The organism is Pseudophaeobacter sp. 1A16562 (genome assembly GCF_041008785.1).
Taxonomy (GTDB): Bacteria; Pseudomonadota; Alphaproteobacteria; order Rhodobacterales; family Rhodobacteraceae; genus Phycobacter; species Phycobacter gallaeciensis_A.
In genome coordinates this window covers 102,851-119,187 of sequence record NZ_JAXGFT010000007.1, presented here as the reverse complement: position 1 = coordinate 119,187, position 16,337 = coordinate 102,851, and the positions used below count along the sequence as shown (strand labels likewise).

The window sequence follows — 16,337 nt, the reverse complement described above, 5'->3', positions numbered from 1 at the left end:
GGTTTTCGCACAGCCTATAATTGAGGCACCTGTGCCCGGGAACTGGGCGTCACGCATCTGTCTGAAAAATTTATAAAAAAATCAAAATCACCCGAATCGCGACTCAATTCTTGAGCGGGGCAGTGCGATTCGCGATCCTTCCCACGGGGCTTGTGCATTGCGCACAGGCTATGGAGAGAAATCTGGGAGGACTATTATGAAGTTCCTGACTGCTACCGCCGCCGCTCTGGCGATGACCGTATCCGCTGGCGCCGTTCAGGCGGCCTGTGACGAAGGCGAGATCGTCGTCAAGTTCAGCCACGTCACCAACACCGACAAGCACCCCAAGGGGATTGCCGCGACGCTGCTGGAAAAGCGTGTCAACGAAGAGATGAACGGCACCATGTGCCTTGAGGTTTATCCGAACTCGACCCTCTACAATGACAACAAGGTGCTGGAAGCGATGCTGCAGGGTGACGTGCAGCTGGCCGCACCGTCGCTGTCCAAGTTCGAAAAATTCACCAAACAGTTCCGCCTGTTCGACCTGCCGTTCATGTTCAAGAACATCGATGCGGTTGACGCCTTCCAGGCGTCTGAAAACGGTCAGGCGATGTTGGATTCGATGCAGCGCCGCGGCCTGCAGGGCCTGGCTTACTGGCACAATGGCATGAAGCAGATGTCGGCCAACAAACCGCTGGTCGAGCCGACCGACGCCAATGGCCTGAAGTTCCGCGTGCAGTCCTCGGACGTGCTGGTGGCGCAGATGGAAGCGATCGGTGGCAGCCCGCAGAAAATGGCCTTCTCCGAAGTCTACGGCGCGTTGCAGCAGGGTGTTGTCGATGGTCAGGAAAACACCTGGTCCAACATCTACGGCAAGAAGTTCTTCGAAGTGCAGGACGGCATCACCGAAACCAACCACGGCATCATCGACTATCTGGTGGTGACCTCGGTGGACTGGCTGGACAGCCTGGAGCCGGAAGTGCGCGACCAGTTCCTGACCATCCTGTCGGAAGTGACCGAAGCGCGGAACTCTGAATCCGCCAAGGTCAACGCCGCAGCCAAGCAGGCGATCATCGATGCCGGTGGCACCGTGCGTCAGCTTTCGGCCGAGCAGCGCCAGTCCTGGGTCGACACCATGAAACCCGTCTGGGCGCAGTTCGCCGGTGACGTGGGTCAGGACAAGATCGACGCCGCACAGGCGATCAACGCAGGCTTCTGATAGCCGCACTCCGGGGCGCGCCATCCAAGGATGTGTGCTGCGCCCCGCTTCGCAGGCGGCGTGGGGATCCGCCGCCTGCACCATTTTATCAACATAGCAGGGGAGACTGGCATGTCGGGGGCAAGAACCGGCCCGGCCGGGGTCATCAATACGCTGGAAGAAACGCTCATCGCGCTGCTGTTGGGGCTGATGACAGTGATCACCTTTGCCAATGTGGTGGCGCGTTTCGTGTTCAACTCCAATATCCTCTGGGCGCTGGAACTGACGGTGTTCCTTTTTGCCTGGCTGGTGCTGCTGGGGGCGTCTTACGCGGTCAAGACGCATGCGCACCTGGGGGTGGATGCCATCGTCAACACGCTTGCGCCGCCTGCACGTCGCGTTGTGGGGCTGATCGCGGTTGGCGCCTGCCTGCTGTTTTCGCTGCTGTTGCTGAAAGGTGCCTATGATTACTGGGCGGTGTTTGCGGATCTGCCGCCGACCTCGGGGCGCTGGTTCCCGACCGGGCTGGACATGAAGGCCCGCAGCCAGAGCTTTTACGAGGTGCAGGACGTGCCGATGGTGGGGATCTTCCGGTTTCTGGAGGATCTGATCAACTACGGCGATTCCTACGAAAAACTACCCAAAGTGGTGCCGTATCTGATCCTGCCGCTGTCGATGCTGCTGCTGGTGATCCGGTTTGTGCAGGCTGCCCTGCGTATCTGGCGCGGTGAGGCCGACCGGCTGGTGGCCAGCCACGAGGTTGAGGACGAGTTGGACGAGGCCCGCGCCCGCGCCACCGGAGAAACGACGGGGGGAGAAAACTGATGGACGTCGTTCTGCTTTTTGCCATGGTGGTTGGCCTGATGCTGATCGGCGTGCCGATCTCCGTCTCTCTGGGCCTCAGCTCCACCCTGTTTCTGCTGGTCTATTCCGACAGTTCGCTGGCCTCGGTTGCCGGCACATTGTTCGAAGCCTTCGAAGGCCATTTCACCCTCTTGGCCATCCCGTTCTTCATTCTCGCCTCGACCTTCATGTCGACCGGCGGGGTGGCGCAGCGGATCATCCGGTTCTCGATTGCCTGCGTCGGCCATTTTCAAGGCGGTCTGGCGATTGCCGGCGTCTTTGCCTGCATGATGTTCGCGGCGCTGTCCGGGTCCTCTCCGGCGACCGTGGTGGCCATCGGCTCCATCGTGATCGCAGCAATGCGCCAAGCGGGCTATTCCAAGGAGTTCGCCGCCGGTGTGATCTGCAACGCGGGCACGCTTGGCATCCTGATCCCGCCCTCCATCGTGATGGTGGTCTATGCGGCATCGGTCGATGTCTCGGTTGGCCGGATGTTCCTTGCCGGTATCATTCCGGGCCTTTTGGCCGGGGTGATGCTGATGGTGACGATCTATGTGATCGCCCGGATCAAGGATATGCCCAAGGGCGACTGGGCGGGCTGGGCCGAGGTCGGTGCCTCTTTCCGCGAGGCGTTCTGGGGCCTGTTCCTGATCGTGATCATCATGGTCGGTATCTATGGCTACCCGTGGTATTCGCCTGAACTGGGGCTTTACAAGGAAGGCGCGATCTTCACGCCGACCGAAGCCGCCGCCGTGGCATCCGTCTATGCTTTCCTGGTGGCAACCTTTGTTTACCGCGACATGGGACCGCTGGCGGGAACCGAGGTGCGCCCGCGCCGCACCGTCCTGCAGGCGCCGCTTGCGCTGCTGTCGGTCTGGTTCCACAAGGACACCAAACGGGCGCTGTTCGATGCGGGCAAACTGACCGTGACGCTGATGTTCGTGATCGCCAACGCGCTGATCCTGAAACACGTACTAACCGACGAGCAGGTGCCGCAGCATATCGCCAATGCCATGCTGTCGGCGGGCTTTGGCCCGGTGATGTTCCTGATTGTTGTGAACGTGATCCTGCTGATCGGCGGTCAGTTCATGGAGCCGTCGGGCCTGTTGGTGATCGTTGCGCCGCTGGTGTTCCCTATCGCAATCGAGCTGGGCATCGACCCGATCCATCTGGGCATCATCATGGTGGTCAACATGGAGATCGGCATGATCACCCCGCCGGTTGGCCTGAACCTCTTTGTGACCTCCGGGGTTGCGGGCATGCCGATGATGGCGGTGGTCCGGGCGGCCCTGCCGTTCCTGGCGGTGCTCTTCGTCTTCCTGATCATGGTGACCTATATCCCATGGCTCAGCACGATGATCCCGAACGCGCTGATGGGGCCGGAGATTATAACGAACTAGAGATTCACGAGTACCGAGTTGTGTAAGAGTTGGAACGAGTGAGGGCGCCCCGGGAGATCGGGGCGCCATTTTCGTCTGCGAGTCTAGAAGCAAAGGCCGTAAAAAAGCCCAGCTCTGCGTCAGAGCCGGGCTTGTCATTCACTTGTGAGGCCGCGCCTCTTGGTCAGGCGTTCTCCAGAGCCGAGATGATCGGAGAGAAATCCGCGGCGGTCAGGCTGGCGCCGCCGACAAGGGCGCCATCCACGTTCGACACGGCAAAGATTTCGGCCGCATTTCCGGGTTTCACCGATCCCCCATAGAGCAGGCGAATGCCTTCGGCGGTCTCGGCGCCAAAGCGGCTGGTCAGCTCGGCGCGCAGGAAATCGTGCACTTCGCCGATCTGCTCCAGAGTTGGGACCTTGCCGGTGCCGATGGCCCAGACCGGTTCATAAGCGACGACCAGTGTGGCGCCGCTGGCGCCCTCCGGCACCGAACCGGCAAGCTGCGTGCCGACGACCGACAGGGTTTCTCCGGCTTCGCGCTCTTCAAGCGTCTCGCCAAGGCAGACCACGGCCAGCAGGCCAGCGGCCATGGCGGCTTCGGCCTTGGCAAGGACGATGGCGTCGGTTTCACCGTGATCGGCGCGGCGTTCAGAGTGGCCCAGGATCACCGCGCTCGCGCCTGCATCCAGCAGCATCGCCGCGCTCAGATCGCCGGTATGCGCGCCCGAGGTCGCGGCGTGACAGTCCTGACCACCGATTTGTACCGGTCCGCCGCGGGTGGTGTCCGCCGCGCGCGACAGCAGCGTTGCGGGCGGGCAGATCAGGATGTCGGTGCCATCCGGCGCCGGATGGCCTTCAGCCAGCGCAGCAAGCTCGACCAGCTCTGCCCCGGTGCCGTTCATTTTCCAGTTTCCCGCCGCCAGTTTCCGCCGCATGTGTCGCTTCCCTTGTTGTTCTGTGGCGTGGTGGTAGCACCCCGCGTCAGAGGGAGCAATTGTGCAAGACGCCGCTGGCGTGGCCATTGGAAACACAAAAGGGCGACCGAAGCCGCCCCATGCAATGAATACCGTAGCTGCAGGCGATCAAGCGCCGGGCATGTCCTTGAAACTGATCGACTCGCCGCAGCCGCAGGCCTCGGCGACGTTGGGGTTGTTGAACTTGAACCCGCTTTCCAGCAGCGTGGTTTCATAGTCGATCTCGGTGCCAAACAGGAACATCTGTGCCATCGGCGCGATCATCACCCGGGCGCCGTCTTGTTCCACGACCTCGTCATTGGGATCGGCGTCATCGACGTATTCCATGGTGTATTCCATGCCGGCGCAGCCGCCTTTTTTCACGCCAATGCGCAGGCCCGCGTGGCCCGCATTCTGCATCAGCTTGGAAATCTGCGCCGCAGCCTTCGGGGTGATGGTTACAGCCTGTTTGCCGGGGATACCGAACATGAAAGTCTCCAGTTTCGCGCGTTACCCTTAATCTAGGGTCCTGCGGCGGCAGGCTCAAGGGGGCGGCGACAGATGCGATGCACAGGTGCCTGTGCGGTGGCGGTTTTTTTGTCTACAGTCCCATGCAGTTGGCGTAATAGGTCACCGTTGCAGGCCAGTCGGAAAAGACACCGGAGACGCCCACATCCTGCGCCAGAACGTCCAGCACCTGATAATAGGCCGAGGCATCCGAGATCGCCGGTTTCACTGACCGGTAATACCAACCGCCGCCATTTGTCAGCGGCCCAGAGCGCTCCATCGACCAGGCGATGATCTTGAGCCCCGCCTCGCGCGCCTTGATGGCATAGGGGGAGGGCACGATCTTCCCGTCCTCCAGCGCCAGCAGCATCCAGATCGGCGGTGCGATATAGTTGACCCCCATATCTGCCAGCTCCTGCATGCTCGGCTTGAAACTCGCGGGGGTGGACGGATCCACCTTGCCTTCATCGGCATCGGATTTGGAATAGCGGTCATCGAGGTACACCGCCTGCGCGCCGAACTCCGGCTCGTTCTCGATCCAATATAGGACATCGCTGAGATCGAAACTTTGCAGCCAGACATCCGATGCTGGCACGCTCGCGGATTTGTACTCTTCCACCAGCTTCTGCGCGTAGTCTTCCTGCGTGAACCCGTTGAAGGGCATCTTTACCGCCGGGGCCTTCAGCTCGGGCGTGAACTTGGCGCCAAGGCTGCGGAACAGAGCGATGGATTCAGCATGGGTCATGCTGCGGGCGCCATCCACATAGAGCGTGCTGCGCCATGGGGCGACGCCGCCCTGATAGGCTTCTGCGGTCTTCGCCGCCTTGTCGCGGCTGTCCATCTTGGGAGTCAGGCTGCGGAACTCTTCCAGTGTGATCTCCGAGGTGCGGCACTCGGCCTTGGCGTCCGCGCCGCCGCCTGCGGGGGTGAAGGGGGTGACGCAGCTGTCGGCCAGATCGCTGGTCAGGATATCGGTGGTGGTGTGAAGATCGTTCTGGGCGTGGCGGCAGACCAGTTCCAGATCCTTGGTAAAGGTCACGTCGCACTCAAGGATCCCGGCGCCCATCTGCGCGGCAGCCATGTTGCTTTCGATGGTGTGTTCGGGGAAGAGCAGCGGTGCGCCGCGATGACCGATGGAGAATTCCGTGCGCTGCGGCACCTGCGCGGCACAGGACTGCAGCCTCTCCTTCAGCGCGCCCGCGGGCAGTTTGTCGATCAGATAGGCCGGACGCGGACCATAGGTCAGGGCGGTTTCGGCGACAGCAGAAGTGGCGGCAAGCGACAGGAGCAGGCCGGGCAGGGTAAGGGCCGACAGGGAAAAGGAAAGGCGCAAAGGGATTCTCCGGAAAAAATCAGGTTTGAAACAAAAATCGCGGCGCCGGGTAACACCCGCGCCGCGATCCCATGAAACTATTGTGATGATGCACGGGGCAGGGATTACATGAACCCAAGTTCCAGGCGCGCCTCGTCCGACATCATCTCCATGCCCCAGGGCGGCTCCCAGGTCAGTTCGACATCGACGGATTTAACGCCGGGTACGGGCGAGATCGCATCGACGATCCAGCCCGGCATCTCACCAGCAACCGGGCAGCCCGGTGCGGTCAGGGTCATGATGATCTTGACGTCATTTTCTTCGTTGATGTCGATGGTGTAGATCAGGCCCAGCTCGTAGATATTGACCGGGATTTCAGGGTCATAGACGCTACGGCATGCGTCTGCCACCGCATCGTAAAGCGGGTGGGAAACAGAAGACGGCGCGATCAGCGGCGCCCCTTCAAGAGGTTCGGAAGCGTTGGTCATATCGGTCCCTGACTGGTTATCCGACCGTTTATATAGGGAACAGGGCAAGCGGCGTCCAGTCTTGGACCGCAGGGAACTTGCGCGCTGGTGCAGATGGTAGAGGCGATTTTTGACTAGTCGTTGATATCCGTGTCAAAGGTCTTCACCTGCCCGCGGGGCAGGGCAAAGGCGCGGCGCAGGACAAGCCAGGCGATGAGCGATATCGCCGCAAAGAGGAAGACCAGCACAGGCAGGCCAAAGGTGCCGCTGCCCATCGCAAGAAGCAGTACCCCGACGCCAAGGGCGCCGATGGCAAAACCGAGGAAGACAAAGCCCGGCGCCAGCACCTCCAGAATGCCAAGTACCAGCGCCGCAGCGCACCAGACCCACCAGAGTGCCCAGAAGGGAGCGGCCATTACTTGTTTCCTTTCAGCATCTTGAAGGCATCGCCAAAGGCCTCAAGCGCCTGCGCCGGGACCACGATGGTCTGGCTGCCGGTGCCTGCACCAAGGGTGTTGAGCGCCTCCACCTGTTTCAGCGCCACCTGATACTGCGCCGCCTCCAGCCCGTTTTCGGCAATCGCCTTGGCCACCACTCCGGTCGCATAGGCTTCGGCATCAGCCTGAATGCGGCGGGCTTTGGCAGTTTGTTCGGCGGAATACAGTTCCGCATCGGCGGCGAGTTCCACCGCGCGTTTCTTGCCTTCCGCCTCGGTCACCTGCGCCCGGCGCGCGCGTTCGGCATTGAGCTGCTGCAGCATCGCATCGCGGGTGGCCTGATCGAGGTTCACGTCAAGGATCTCGGCGCGCGTCACTTCAATCCCCCAGTCATCCACGGCGCTTTCGACGCTGCGCTTGATCTCGCCAATCAGCTGCGAGCGGTTGGATTGCACCTCATCCAGATCCATCTTGCCGATTTCAGCGCGAACAATCCCGGCGACGGTGGTGGCGATGGCACCATCTACATCCCGGATGCGGTAGACTGTCTTTTCCGGCTCCAGGATGCGGTAGAATACCGAAGTGTCGATTTCTACCAGCACGTTGTCGCGAGTGATCGCATCCTGGCTGGCGTTCGGCAGTTGCCGTTCAAGGATCGACACCTTGTGACGGACCGCATCCAGAAAGGGCACGATGAAATTGATGCCGGGGCCAAGCACCGACTTCAGGCGGCCAAAACGTTCGACGACAAATTTTTCCGACTGCGGAACGATCCGGACGCCTTTGAGAATGACGACGATCAGGAAGATCGCCCCGAGAATGTAAAGCAGGCTGCCGGACAAGAGGGCGGTAATCTGATCTTCGTTCATAACTGGAAATCCTGTCTGAAAGGTATGGAACCAAGATCGGGTGGCGGCGGCGCGCGGTCAAGCCCTGCAGCCGCCAGTGGGATCACTTGCGCGCCGTCGCCTGCTTGCGCACCCGCAGGGGGGCGGGGCGCACGTGGTCTTCGATCTCGTCATAGATCAGCCCGGCAATGTTTTTCTTCGAGGTCCGCTCAATACCTTCCAGCCCGGGCGAGGAATTGACCTCCAGCACCTTTGGCCCGGTTTCCGAGCGCAAGAGGTCCACCCCCGCCACGTTGAGCCCGAATGCCTTGGCCGCCTTTACAGCTGTGGCGCGTTCTTCCTTGCTGATCCGGACCGAGACTGCGCTGCCGCCAAGGTGCAGATTGGAGCGGAAATCGCCCTCGGCGCCCGAGCGTTTCATCGCCGCGACCACCTTGGAGCCGACGACAAGACAGCGGATATCCTCGCCATTGGCCTCTTTCACGAACTGCTGCACCAGGAAGTTTGCCTTGAGTCCGCGAAAGGCGGTGATCACGGATTCGGCGGCCTTCTTGGTTTCGGCCAGCACGACGCCTTTGCCCTGGGTGCTTTCCAGCAGTTTCACGATCAGCGGGGCACCTCCGACGATATCGATCAGGTTTTTTGTATCCTTGGGCGAGGCGGCAAAGGCGGTTTCGGGCATGCCGATCTTCTGACGCGCCAGTACCTGATGGGCGTGCAGCTTGTCGCGACTGGCGGTAATGCCAGCGCTGCCGTTGACGCAAAAGGTGCCAAGGGTTTCGAACTGGCGCAGCACGGCGGTGCCATATGGGGTGATCGAGGCGCCGATGCGTGGGATCACCGCGTCATAGCGGGGCAGGCGCTTGCCGTCGTAATGCACTTCGGGCGCCAGCGCATTGATGTCCATGTAACAGCGGGTGGTGTCGATCACCTCGACCGTGTGGCCGCGTTTCTCGCCTTCCTCGACCAGTCGGCGGGTGGAGAAATTGTCCTCGCGGCTGAGCACGGCAATGCGCAGCACCCGGTTCGGCGCGGCCTTGCGGATGTGTTTCGAGGCATAGACGGCATAGTCCAGCTCTGGCTGGCAGAACCGTTCCGAAGGCGCCACCGCGACGTTCTCTCCCAACGCCTGGCGACCCAGAAGCATATGCAGTGTCATACCGCTGCGATCGGTGAGGGTGACTTCGATGGGCCAGCTGTGGCCATCGACCACCAGATCGGTCGAGATGACATAGCGCATTTCGCTTTCGCCATTGGAGGAGGTCACCTCACGCCGGTCGATAATATCGGCAGAGCAGGGGATCCGCAGCCCTTCCTGCCCCGGCACGGGGTGGACGGTAAAGCGTACCTTGGGGGCGGCAGCCGGTCCGAAGGTTTCGATTTCAGTGGCATGCAAGGCAGAGGTGCGGGCGCCGGTGTCGACCTTGGCCTTCATTGCAGGCAGGCCAAGCCCCGGCAGGCTTACCCATTCCTCCCAACCGAGGGTCAGTTTTGCGGCGTGCTCGTCTGTGGACATGCGCTTGGCTCCTTGGCATTAGGGGAATCTTATGGTCGTCAGATGACAGAACTAACGCAGGAAGTCGAAATGTCAGAGCTTTTCAAGTTTGAAATGAAAGCGCAGGACGGAAAAGCACGCACAGGTGTGATCCAGACGCCGCGCGGTGACATTCGTACGCCTGCCTTCATGCCCGTTGGCACTGCTGCGACGGTCAAGGCGATGATGCCGGAAAGCGTGCGCGCCACCGGCGCTGACATCCTGCTGGGCAATACCTACCACCTGATGCTGCGTCCAACGGCTGAGCGGATCGAACGGTTGGGCGGATTGCACAAGTTCATGAACTGGCAGCGTCCGATCCTGACCGACTCGGGCGGGTTTCAGGTGATGTCGCTGGCGGGCCTTCGCAAGCTGACCGAGAAGGGCGTGACCTTCAAAAGCCATATCGACGGCTCCCGGCACGAGCTGACGCCAGAACGCTCGATGGAGATCCAGCGGCTCTTGGGCAGCGATATCGTGATGTGTTTCGACGAATGCCCGGCGTTGCCTGCGGACCGCGACCGCATTGCCGAGTCGATGCGCCTGTCGATGCGCTGGGCCGAGCGGTCCAAGGACGCGTTTGGCGACCGGCCCGGTCATGCCCTGTTCGGGATCATGCAGGGCGGGCTGGAACAGGACCTTCGCGAGGAAAGCGCCAAGGCGCTGACCGACATCGGCTTTGATGGCTACGCAGTGGGTGGCCTTGCGGTGGGCGAGGGGCAGGAGGCGATGTTCGGCTGCCTTGACTACGCGCCGGACATGCTGCCGCAGGACAAGCCGCGCTACCTGATGGGCGTTGGCAAGCCTGACGATATCGTCGGGGCCGTGGCGCGCGGCATCGACATGATGGATTGCGTGTTGCCGTCGCGATCCGGCCGGACCGGGCAGGTCTTTACCCGCCGCGGGGTGGTCAACATCAAGAACGCGCGGCACGCGGATGATCCGCGTCCGCTGGATGAAGAGTGCAGCTGTCCGGCATGTTCGAACTATTGCCGCGCTTACCTGCACCATGTGTTCCGCGCCAACGAGATGATTTCGGGCATGCTGCTGACCTGGCACAACCTGCATTACTTTCAGGAGATCATGCAGGGCATGCGCGATGCGATTGCGGCGGGGACGTTCGAGGCCTGGCAGAAGGACTTCCACGACACCCGCGCTGAAGGTGATATCGAGCCGGTGTAATCGGGGGGGTATTAGACCGCTGACCACCCTTTTCCGGGTAAGAGGCGGGGGCTGATTGCCCTGTACCTGCGTGGTGACCGGTTATGCCTTGTTCACCAGTTGTGAAGACCTTTTTGCTAGTTTCCCGCCAAAAGGGGAGAATGGTGATGAGGTGGTATCTGGCGCTGGCTTTTGCGGCCTTGATGGGCGGCTCGATGGCAGCTCAGGCGCAGGCGACACAGGATAACACCACGCCAGGATCGCTGGCAGAGGCATCAAGTTTCTTCAAGGCGCCGCGCCTTAACGGTTGCAGCATTCCGCTAGAGGATCTGGTCAAAGGTGGCTCTGCCGGGCTGCGCGGCCAGTGGATCGTTCAAAAAGGCCCGGGAGAGATGTCGACGGCTGTCGGCGGGCGCATCGAGATGGTGCCGCTGCCGCAACGCAGCGGCGATACCCTGTCGCTGCGGTTTCGCAATGGCAGGCTGGTGGCGGATTCACCGGTGCTGGGGCTTATTGGGATCTCTGTACAGGACCGGGGCCCACTAAAGCCCGGCACGGGGCTGCGCGCCGAAAGCGTCGGCCGCGGCGATCTGCCGGATGATGCCGAGGTGTTCCTGGATGAGGTGTCTCTGGGGCCGCTGCCCTGCGGCGCCGATCAACTGATCAGGCTGACCCTGCTGGCCGAGCGTCCAACCGGCACCGGAGAGGTCTTGCGGCAGGAGGTGCGCCTGTTCCTGATCGATGAAACACGGATGAGCGGAACCTATATCGAAACCGGGCCGGGCGGGCGGATGGAGCGGGGATTCATCACCCTGATGCGACGCTGAATTGACCCGCATGGCCCAAACCGGGGGCAGCTCGCAGCCCCCTTCACCATTTGCTCACCCTTCCTGCATTTGCGCCCTTGTGGTCGCCGCCCTGCAGGGGCAATGTGAGCGCAAAGATTGAGGCGCTGCGGTTGAAATACATGCTGAACCGCACCAGATAACAGATCAAAGAGGAGACGCCTGCGGCTGCCGCTACCTGGGGCCTGGACGTCTTGCCAAAGAAAAGGACCGAGTATGCAAGAGCCACTCAATTCTTCCTATCCCGTGCTGCCGCTGCGTGACATCGTGGTGTTCCCGCACATGATCGTGCCGCTGTTTGTCGGCCGGGAGAAATCGGTACGCGCCCTGGAAGAGGTGATGGCCGATGACAAACAGATCCTGCTGTCCAGCCAGATCGACCCCTCAGAGGACGATCCGGAAAGCGATGGCATCTACCGCGTCGGCGTGCTGGCCAATGTGCTGCAGCTGCTGAAGCTGCCCGATGGCACCGTCAAGGTGCTGGTCGAGGGGCAGACCCGCGTCAAGATCACCGATTTCCTGGAAAACGACAGCTATTTCGAAGCCCGCGCCGAACTGCTGAACCAGATGCCCGGCGACGTCACCACCACCGAGGCGCTGGTGCGCACCGTTGGTGATGAATTCGAACGCTACGCAAAAGTGCGCAAGAATATCCCCGAAGAGGCGCTGAGCGCCGTGGGCGAGACCACCGAACCCGCCAAGCTGGCGGACCTTGTTGCCGGTCACCTCGGCATTGAGGTGGACCGCAAGCAGGAGTTGCTCGAGACCCTCTCGGTCAGCGAACGTCTGGAAAAGGTCTATGGGCTGATGCAGGGCGAAATGTCTGTCCTGCAGGTCGAGAAGAAGATCAAGACCCGCGTCAAATCCCAGATGGAGAAGACCCAGCGCGAATACTACCTGAATGAGCAGATGAAGGCCATTCAGAAGGAGCTGGGCGATGGCGAGGAAGGTTCGGGCGAAGTGGCCGAGCTGGAAGAGAAAATCGCCGAGACCAAGCTGTCCAAGGAAGCCCGCGAAAAGGCCGATGCCGAGCTGAAGAAGCTCAAGAACATGTCGCCCATGTCGGCCGAAGCCACGGTTGTGCGCAACTATCTGGACTGGATGCTGTCGATCCCGTGGGGCACCAAATCCCGCGTCAAGAAAGACCTCAACCGCGCGCAGGATATCCTCGACAAGGACCACTACGGCCTTGAAAAGGTCAAGGAACGCATCGTCGAATACCTTGCCGTGCAGCAACGCTCGGCCAAGCTGAAGGGGCCGATCCTGTGCCTCGTTGGCCCTCCGGGTGTGGGTAAGACCTCGCTTGGCAAATCGGTTGCCAAGGCGACGGGACGCGAGTTCATCCGCATCAGCCTTGGCGGCGTGCGCGACGAGAGTGAGATCCGCGGCCACCGCCGGACCTATATCGGCTCGATGCCGGGTAAGATCATCCAGGCGCTGAAAAAGGCGAAGACCACCAATCCGCTGATCCTGCTCGACGAGATCGACAAGATGGGTCAGGATTTCCGGGGTGACCCGGCCTCGGCGATGCTGGAAGTCTTGGATCCGGAACAGAACTCCACCTTTGTGGACCACTACTTGGAGGTGGAATACGACCTCTCGAACGTGATGTTCCTGACCACCTCGAACAGTTATAACATGCCGGGTCCGCTTCTGGACCGGATGGAGATCATTCCGCTGTCGGGCTACACCGAGGACGAAAAGCGCGAAATCGCCAAGCAGCACCTCGTGTCCAAGCAGGTGAAGAACCACGGCCTCAAGGCCAAGGAATTCGAACTGACGGATGAGGCGCTGACCGACATCATCCGCACCTACACCCGCGAGGCGGGCGTGCGGAACCTGGAGCGTGAAATCGCCAAGGTGGCGCGGAAATCGCTGACCAAGATCGTCAAGAAGGAAGCCGAGAGCGTCAAGGTCACCCATGACAACCTCGACGAATTCCTGGGCGTGCCGAAATACCGCTTTGGTCTTGCTGAAAAGGAAGATCAGGTCGGTGTCGTGACCGGTCTGGCCTATACCTCGGTCGGCGGGGAGCTTCTGTCCATCGAGGCGCTGCGCCTGCCGGGCAAGGGTCGCATGAAGACCACCGGTAAGCTGGGCGATGTGATGAAGGAAAGCATCGAGGCTGCCTCCAGCTATGTACGCTCGGTTGCGCCGCAGCTGGGGATCAAGCCGCCCAAGTTCGACAAGTGGGACATCCACGTGCACGTGCCCGAAGGTGCCACGCCCAAGGACGGCCCGTCGGCGGGGCTGGCCATGGTGACCTCCATCGTGTCGGTGCTGACCGGGATCCCGGTGCGCAAGGACATCGCCATGACCGGCGAAGTCACCCTGCGTGGCAATGCGCTGGCCATTGGTGGCCTCAAGGAGAAACTGCTGGCAGCCCTGCGCGGTGGCATCAAGACGGTGCTGATCCCCGAGGAAAATGCCAAGGATCTGCCGGACATTCCCGACAACGTGAAGGAAGGTCTGGAGATCATCACGGTGAGCCACGTGTCCGAAGTGCTGAAACACGCACTGGTGGGCAGCCCTGAGCCGATCGAATGGGACGAGGAGGCCGAAGAGGCCGCCGCTGCCCAGGCCGCGCTGGAGGCGAAATCCGCATCGGCAGCGCCCACCGCGCATTAAGCGCAGCGGTTATAGAAACAGGAAAGGCGGCCCGGTTGGGCCGCCTTTTTCTTTTTGTGACTAGGGCTTACCAATACTCCGGCTTGCGGAAGGGCGCGGCGCAGGAGGCGGGGCCGATCAGCGGCGCGAAGGCTTCCCCGGTCAGCGATTGGCCCAGCCATCCGTGCGGGTAGGACAGAGGCATGGGCGCCGCCGCTTCCTGCTGGGTGATCTGCCTGAACCCGACCTTGGCGTAGAAATTGACATCGCCATAGGTCAGGATGATATCAACACCATCCCTTTTCAGCTGGCTGAGGCCATGGCGCAGAAGCGCCTGACCAGTGCCCTTGCCCTGCTGATCCGGCGCAACCGCTACCGGCGACAACAGAAAGACGACCCGGTCGTCCTGATCATAGCGCATCCGCGTGAACAGGATGCTGGCAACCACCGCGCCGCCCTCTAGCACGGAGAAGACAAACAAGTCCTCCTCTTCCACCGTGGTGAGGAGGGCGCGCACCAGCGCAGCGATGGTTTGCCCTTCGTCGGCGCCTTCCGACGCGGTGAAGGAGGCGGCGAACAGGTCGGTGATCTCTGCTGTTCGCCCCTTGTGGCCTGACACAAATTCCATGGTCTGCTCCTTTGATGTCATGATGTTATCGTTGGTTCAGCTGCGCGCGTACGGCTTTGATCCCCAGTCGCGAGGCGCGATAGGGTTTGCCGTCGCGCGATTGGATGAAACGGCGTTTGTGCAGGCGCTGAAAGACGCCAAGGGTGCAGTCCGACAGAACGTTGCCCTCGCGGGTGTAGCAGGTGATACTGCGGATCTTGCCGTTTTCAGTGCGTTCATGATGGATGCTGCCGCCAAGGGCGAGCTCGTGCAACACGCGTTGCTCGTGTTTTGAGATATTCAACGGAAGTCTCGATTTTATGAGAGTGCAAGGAAAGAGGTCACTCAGCCGATGCCGTGAGTGTCCTTGTTGCGTCCTGCGTTCCCGATGTGCTGTGACGGGAACGGGCTTATGCCCGGGTCTCTTCCATAAAATCTCCAAATGCACGAGGCGTCAGCCCCATGTCTTCTGCCCTAAATAGGGAGGCAAACCCGCGCTGACAAGCGGCAGCGCCAAATGGCAGCTGCCGCTGTTGCATCTCTGTATTCGTTGGGGTGGGCTTAAGCCGCTGCGGCCTGCGCCATCTTCGACCGCACGGTGGCAATGGCCACAGCATCCGGGCTGATGTCCTGCTGACGCGCCTGGTTGAGCACCTCGGCCATGGTCGCATCCAGCGCCGTGAGCTTCTCGGCCACATAAGATTCGCGATCCGCGATTTTCAGGATCTCGGTTGCCACGTTGATGATGCCGCCGCCATTGGCGATGAAATCGGGCGCATAAAGGATGCCGCGTTCATGCAGGGCCTGACCGTCCTCGGGGGTGGCGAGTTGATTGTTTGCGCCGCCCGCGACAATCCCGACCTGCAACAGGGGAATGGTCTCGGCGTTCAGGATGCCGCCAATGGCGCAGGGGGCAAAGATATCCGCCTGCACGGTGCAGATCTTGTTGATGGCAACCGGGCGGGCGCCGAATTCCGCGACCGCGCGTTCGATGCGCTGTGGGTCCACATCTGTGACGATCGGACCGGCGCCCGCGTCATTCAGGAACTGGCACAGGTACCAGCCTACATGACCCAGCCCCTGCACAGCCACCGTGACGCCCTGCAGATCGGCGCTGCCGACCTTGTGCACCCGGGCGGTGCGGATGGCGTTGAAGATGCCGCGCGCGGTGATGGGGGAGGGATCGCCACTGGCAAACTCCCCATTGGCAAGCCCGGCGACATAGGGCGTTTCATCGGCCAGCAGCGCCATGTCGGCAGGGCTCATGCCCATATCCTCGGCGGTGATGTAGCGGCCGTTCAGGCTGTCGATCGCCCGGCCAAAGGCGCGCAGCATCTCTGGCGTCTTGCTTGTTGTCGGGTCACCGATGATCACCGCCTTGCCGCCGCCCAGTGGCAGGCCCGCCGCGGCGTTCTTGTAGGTCATGCCCTCGCTCAGCCGCCGAACATCCTCCAGCGCCTCATCCGCAGTGGCATAGGGGCGCATCCGCAGCCCGCCAGCGGCCGGTCCGGCCTCGGTTGAATGGATGGCGATGAAGCCGGTCAGACCGACGGCGGGATCGTCGACACGGTAGATTTCTTCGTGACCGGGAGAGGCGATTTTGGTGAGGGTCATACTGACAGGCTCCTGAACTAACGGCACCAAGATACCGGGTATGG

General features: G+C 61.5%; 16 protein-coding genes. 6 read left to right on the top strand and 10 right to left on the bottom strand.

Translation table 11 applies throughout. The features are described 5' to 3' along the window. Positions 1-196 precede the first annotated feature (196 nt). The 3 genes from SM764_RS11670 to SM764_RS11660 all read left to right on the top strand — a co-directional run bounded on the left by SM764_RS11670 (position 197) and on the right by SM764_RS11660 (position 3,420). The gene (locus SM764_RS11670) at positions 197-1,198 is read left to right on the top strand and encodes a DctP family TRAP transporter solute-binding subunit (RefSeq protein WP_274868015.1); all 1,002 of its coding nucleotides are present in this window, start codon (positions 197-199) and stop codon (positions 1,196-1,198) included. A 111-nt stretch (positions 1,199-1,309) separates the two neighbouring features. Continuing rightward, positions 1,310-2,002 carry a TRAP transporter small permease gene (locus SM764_RS11665; RefSeq protein WP_369001852.1) on the top strand — a complete coding sequence of 231 codons (693 nt, stop codon included), beginning with the start codon at positions 1,310-1,312 and terminating at the stop codon, positions 2,000-2,002. Continuing rightward, positions 2,002-3,420, top strand: a complete 1,419-nt coding sequence (locus tag SM764_RS11660) for a TRAP transporter large permease (RefSeq protein WP_274828695.1) — start codon at positions 2,002-2,004, stop codon at positions 3,418-3,420. The genes SM764_RS11665 and SM764_RS11660 overlap by 1 nt, the downstream gene beginning before the upstream one ends. Positions 3,421-3,583: 163 nt before the next feature. Here SM764_RS11660 and tpiA read toward each other — a convergent pair whose 3' ends face one another. The 7 genes from tpiA to rimK all read right to left on the bottom strand — a co-directional run bounded on the left by tpiA (position 3,584) and on the right by rimK (position 9,441). Next, positions 3,584-4,336, bottom strand: coding sequence for a triose-phosphate isomerase (gene tpiA, locus SM764_RS11655; RefSeq protein ID WP_369001851.1), 753 nt, complete (start codon positions 4,334-4,336; stop codon positions 3,584-3,586). A 147-nt stretch (positions 4,337-4,483) separates the two neighbouring features. Beyond that, entirely contained in the window at positions 4,484-4,843 is a 360-nt protein-coding gene (locus SM764_RS11650) for a HesB/IscA family protein (RefSeq protein WP_065273204.1), read from the bottom strand. A 112-nt stretch (positions 4,844-4,955) separates the two neighbouring features. Continuing rightward, complete coding sequence (locus SM764_RS11645) at positions 4,956-6,194, bottom strand: glycerophosphodiester phosphodiesterase family protein (protein WP_369001850.1); 1,239 nt, start codon at positions 6,192-6,194, stop codon at positions 4,956-4,958. 104 nt (positions 6,195-6,298) lie between these two features. After that, positions 6,299-6,661, bottom strand: coding sequence for an SUF system Fe-S cluster assembly protein (locus SM764_RS11640; RefSeq protein ID WP_065273205.1), 363 nt, complete (start codon positions 6,659-6,661; stop codon positions 6,299-6,301). A 113-nt stretch (positions 6,662-6,774) separates the two neighbouring features. Beyond that, positions 6,775-7,056 carry an NfeD family protein gene (locus SM764_RS11635; protein ID WP_065273206.1) on the bottom strand — a complete coding sequence of 94 codons (282 nt, stop codon included), beginning with the start codon at positions 7,054-7,056 and terminating at the stop codon, positions 6,775-6,777. Then, positions 7,056-7,946 (bottom strand): SPFH domain-containing protein, encoded by an 891-nt coding sequence (locus tag SM764_RS11630; protein WP_274833639.1) that lies wholly within the window; start codon positions 7,944-7,946, stop codon positions 7,056-7,058. Before SM764_RS11630 ends, SM764_RS11635 begins: the two co-directional genes overlap by 1 nt. Before the next feature lie 82 nt (positions 7,947-8,028). Further along, positions 8,029-9,441, bottom strand: a complete 1,413-nt coding sequence (rimK, locus tag SM764_RS11625; protein ID WP_368947432.1) for a 30S ribosomal protein S6--L-glutamate ligase — start codon at positions 9,439-9,441, stop codon at positions 8,029-8,031. Positions 9,442-9,510: 69 nt separating this feature from the next. Here rimK and tgt point away from each other — a divergent pair, with 69 nt between their 5' ends. The 3 genes from tgt (at position 9,511) to lon (ending at position 14,093) form a co-directional block, all read left to right on the top strand. After that, a complete protein-coding gene (tgt, locus tag SM764_RS11620) occupies positions 9,511-10,641 on the top strand; it encodes a tRNA guanosine(34) transglycosylase Tgt (RefSeq protein ID WP_369001849.1) in 1,131 nt (376 codons plus the stop codon). Between the two features lie 146 nt (positions 10,642-10,787). Beyond that, complete coding sequence (locus tag SM764_RS11615) at positions 10,788-11,447, top strand: hypothetical protein (protein ID WP_274836780.1); 660 nt, start codon at positions 10,788-10,790, stop codon at positions 11,445-11,447. 234 nt (positions 11,448-11,681) lie between these two features. Continuing rightward, positions 11,682-14,093, top strand: a complete 2,412-nt coding sequence (lon, locus tag SM764_RS11610; protein WP_274828687.1) for an endopeptidase La — start codon at positions 11,682-11,684, stop codon at positions 14,091-14,093. A gap of 67 nt (positions 14,094-14,160) precedes the next feature. On the opposite strand, the gene SM764_RS11605 is transcribed toward lon, so the two are convergent. The 3 genes from SM764_RS11605 to SM764_RS11595 all read right to left on the bottom strand — a co-directional run bounded on the left by SM764_RS11605 (position 14,161) and on the right by SM764_RS11595 (position 16,293). Further along, a complete protein-coding gene (locus SM764_RS11605) occupies positions 14,161-14,700 on the bottom strand; it encodes a GNAT family N-acetyltransferase (RefSeq protein WP_369001848.1) in 540 nt (179 codons plus the stop codon). Between the two features lie 25 nt (positions 14,701-14,725). After that, complete coding sequence (locus tag SM764_RS11600) at positions 14,726-14,983, bottom strand: YjhX family toxin (RefSeq protein WP_368997404.1); 258 nt, start codon at positions 14,981-14,983, stop codon at positions 14,726-14,728. A 257-nt stretch (positions 14,984-15,240) separates the two neighbouring features. Then, positions 15,241-16,293: a Glu/Leu/Phe/Val family dehydrogenase gene (locus SM764_RS11595; RefSeq protein ID WP_369001847.1), complete on the bottom strand. Its 1,053-nt coding sequence runs from the start codon at positions 16,291-16,293 to the stop codon at positions 15,241-15,243. Positions 16,294-16,337: the final 44 nt, after the last annotated feature.

Excerpts from the sequence above, each read along its gene's own strand:
- SM764_RS11670 (WP_274868015.1), top strand. The coding sequence starts at position 197 with ATGAAGTTCCTGACTGCTACCGCCGCCGCTCTGGCGATGACCGTATCC.
- SM764_RS11665 (WP_369001852.1), top strand. The coding sequence starts at position 1,310 with ATGTCGGGGGCAAGAACCGGCCCGGCCGGGGTCATCAATACGCTGGAA.
- SM764_RS11660 (WP_274828695.1), top strand. The coding sequence starts at position 2,002 with ATGGACGTCGTTCTGCTTTTTGCCATGGTGGTTGGCCTGATGCTGATC.
- tpiA (WP_369001851.1), bottom strand. The coding sequence starts at position 4,336 with ATGCGGCGGAAACTGGCGGCGGGAAACTGGAAAATGAACGGCACCGGG.
- SM764_RS11650 (WP_065273204.1), bottom strand. The coding sequence starts at position 4,843 with ATGTTCGGTATCCCCGGCAAACAGGCTGTAACCATCACCCCGAAGGCT.
- SM764_RS11640 (WP_065273205.1), bottom strand. The coding sequence starts at position 6,661 with ATGACCAACGCTTCCGAACCTCTTGAAGGGGCGCCGCTGATCGCGCCG.
- SM764_RS11635 (WP_065273206.1), bottom strand. The coding sequence starts at position 7,056 with ATGGCCGCTCCCTTCTGGGCACTCTGGTGGGTCTGGTGCGCTGCGGCG.
- SM764_RS11630 (WP_274833639.1), bottom strand. The coding sequence starts at position 7,946 with ATGAACGAAGATCAGATTACCGCCCTCTTGTCCGGCAGCCTGCTTTAC.
- rimK (WP_368947432.1), bottom strand. The coding sequence starts at position 9,441 with ATGTCCACAGACGAGCACGCCGCAAAACTGACCCTCGGTTGGGAGGAA.
- tgt (WP_369001849.1), top strand. The coding sequence starts at position 9,511 with ATGTCAGAGCTTTTCAAGTTTGAAATGAAAGCGCAGGACGGAAAAGCA.
- SM764_RS11615 (WP_274836780.1), top strand. The coding sequence starts at position 10,788 with ATGAGGTGGTATCTGGCGCTGGCTTTTGCGGCCTTGATGGGCGGCTCG.
- lon (WP_274828687.1), top strand. The coding sequence starts at position 11,682 with ATGCAAGAGCCACTCAATTCTTCCTATCCCGTGCTGCCGCTGCGTGAC.
- SM764_RS11605 (WP_369001848.1), bottom strand. The coding sequence starts at position 14,700 with ATGGAATTTGTGTCAGGCCACAAGGGGCGAACAGCAGAGATCACCGAC.
- SM764_RS11595 (WP_369001847.1), bottom strand. The coding sequence starts at position 16,293 with ATGACCCTCACCAAAATCGCCTCTCCCGGTCACGAAGAAATCTACCGT.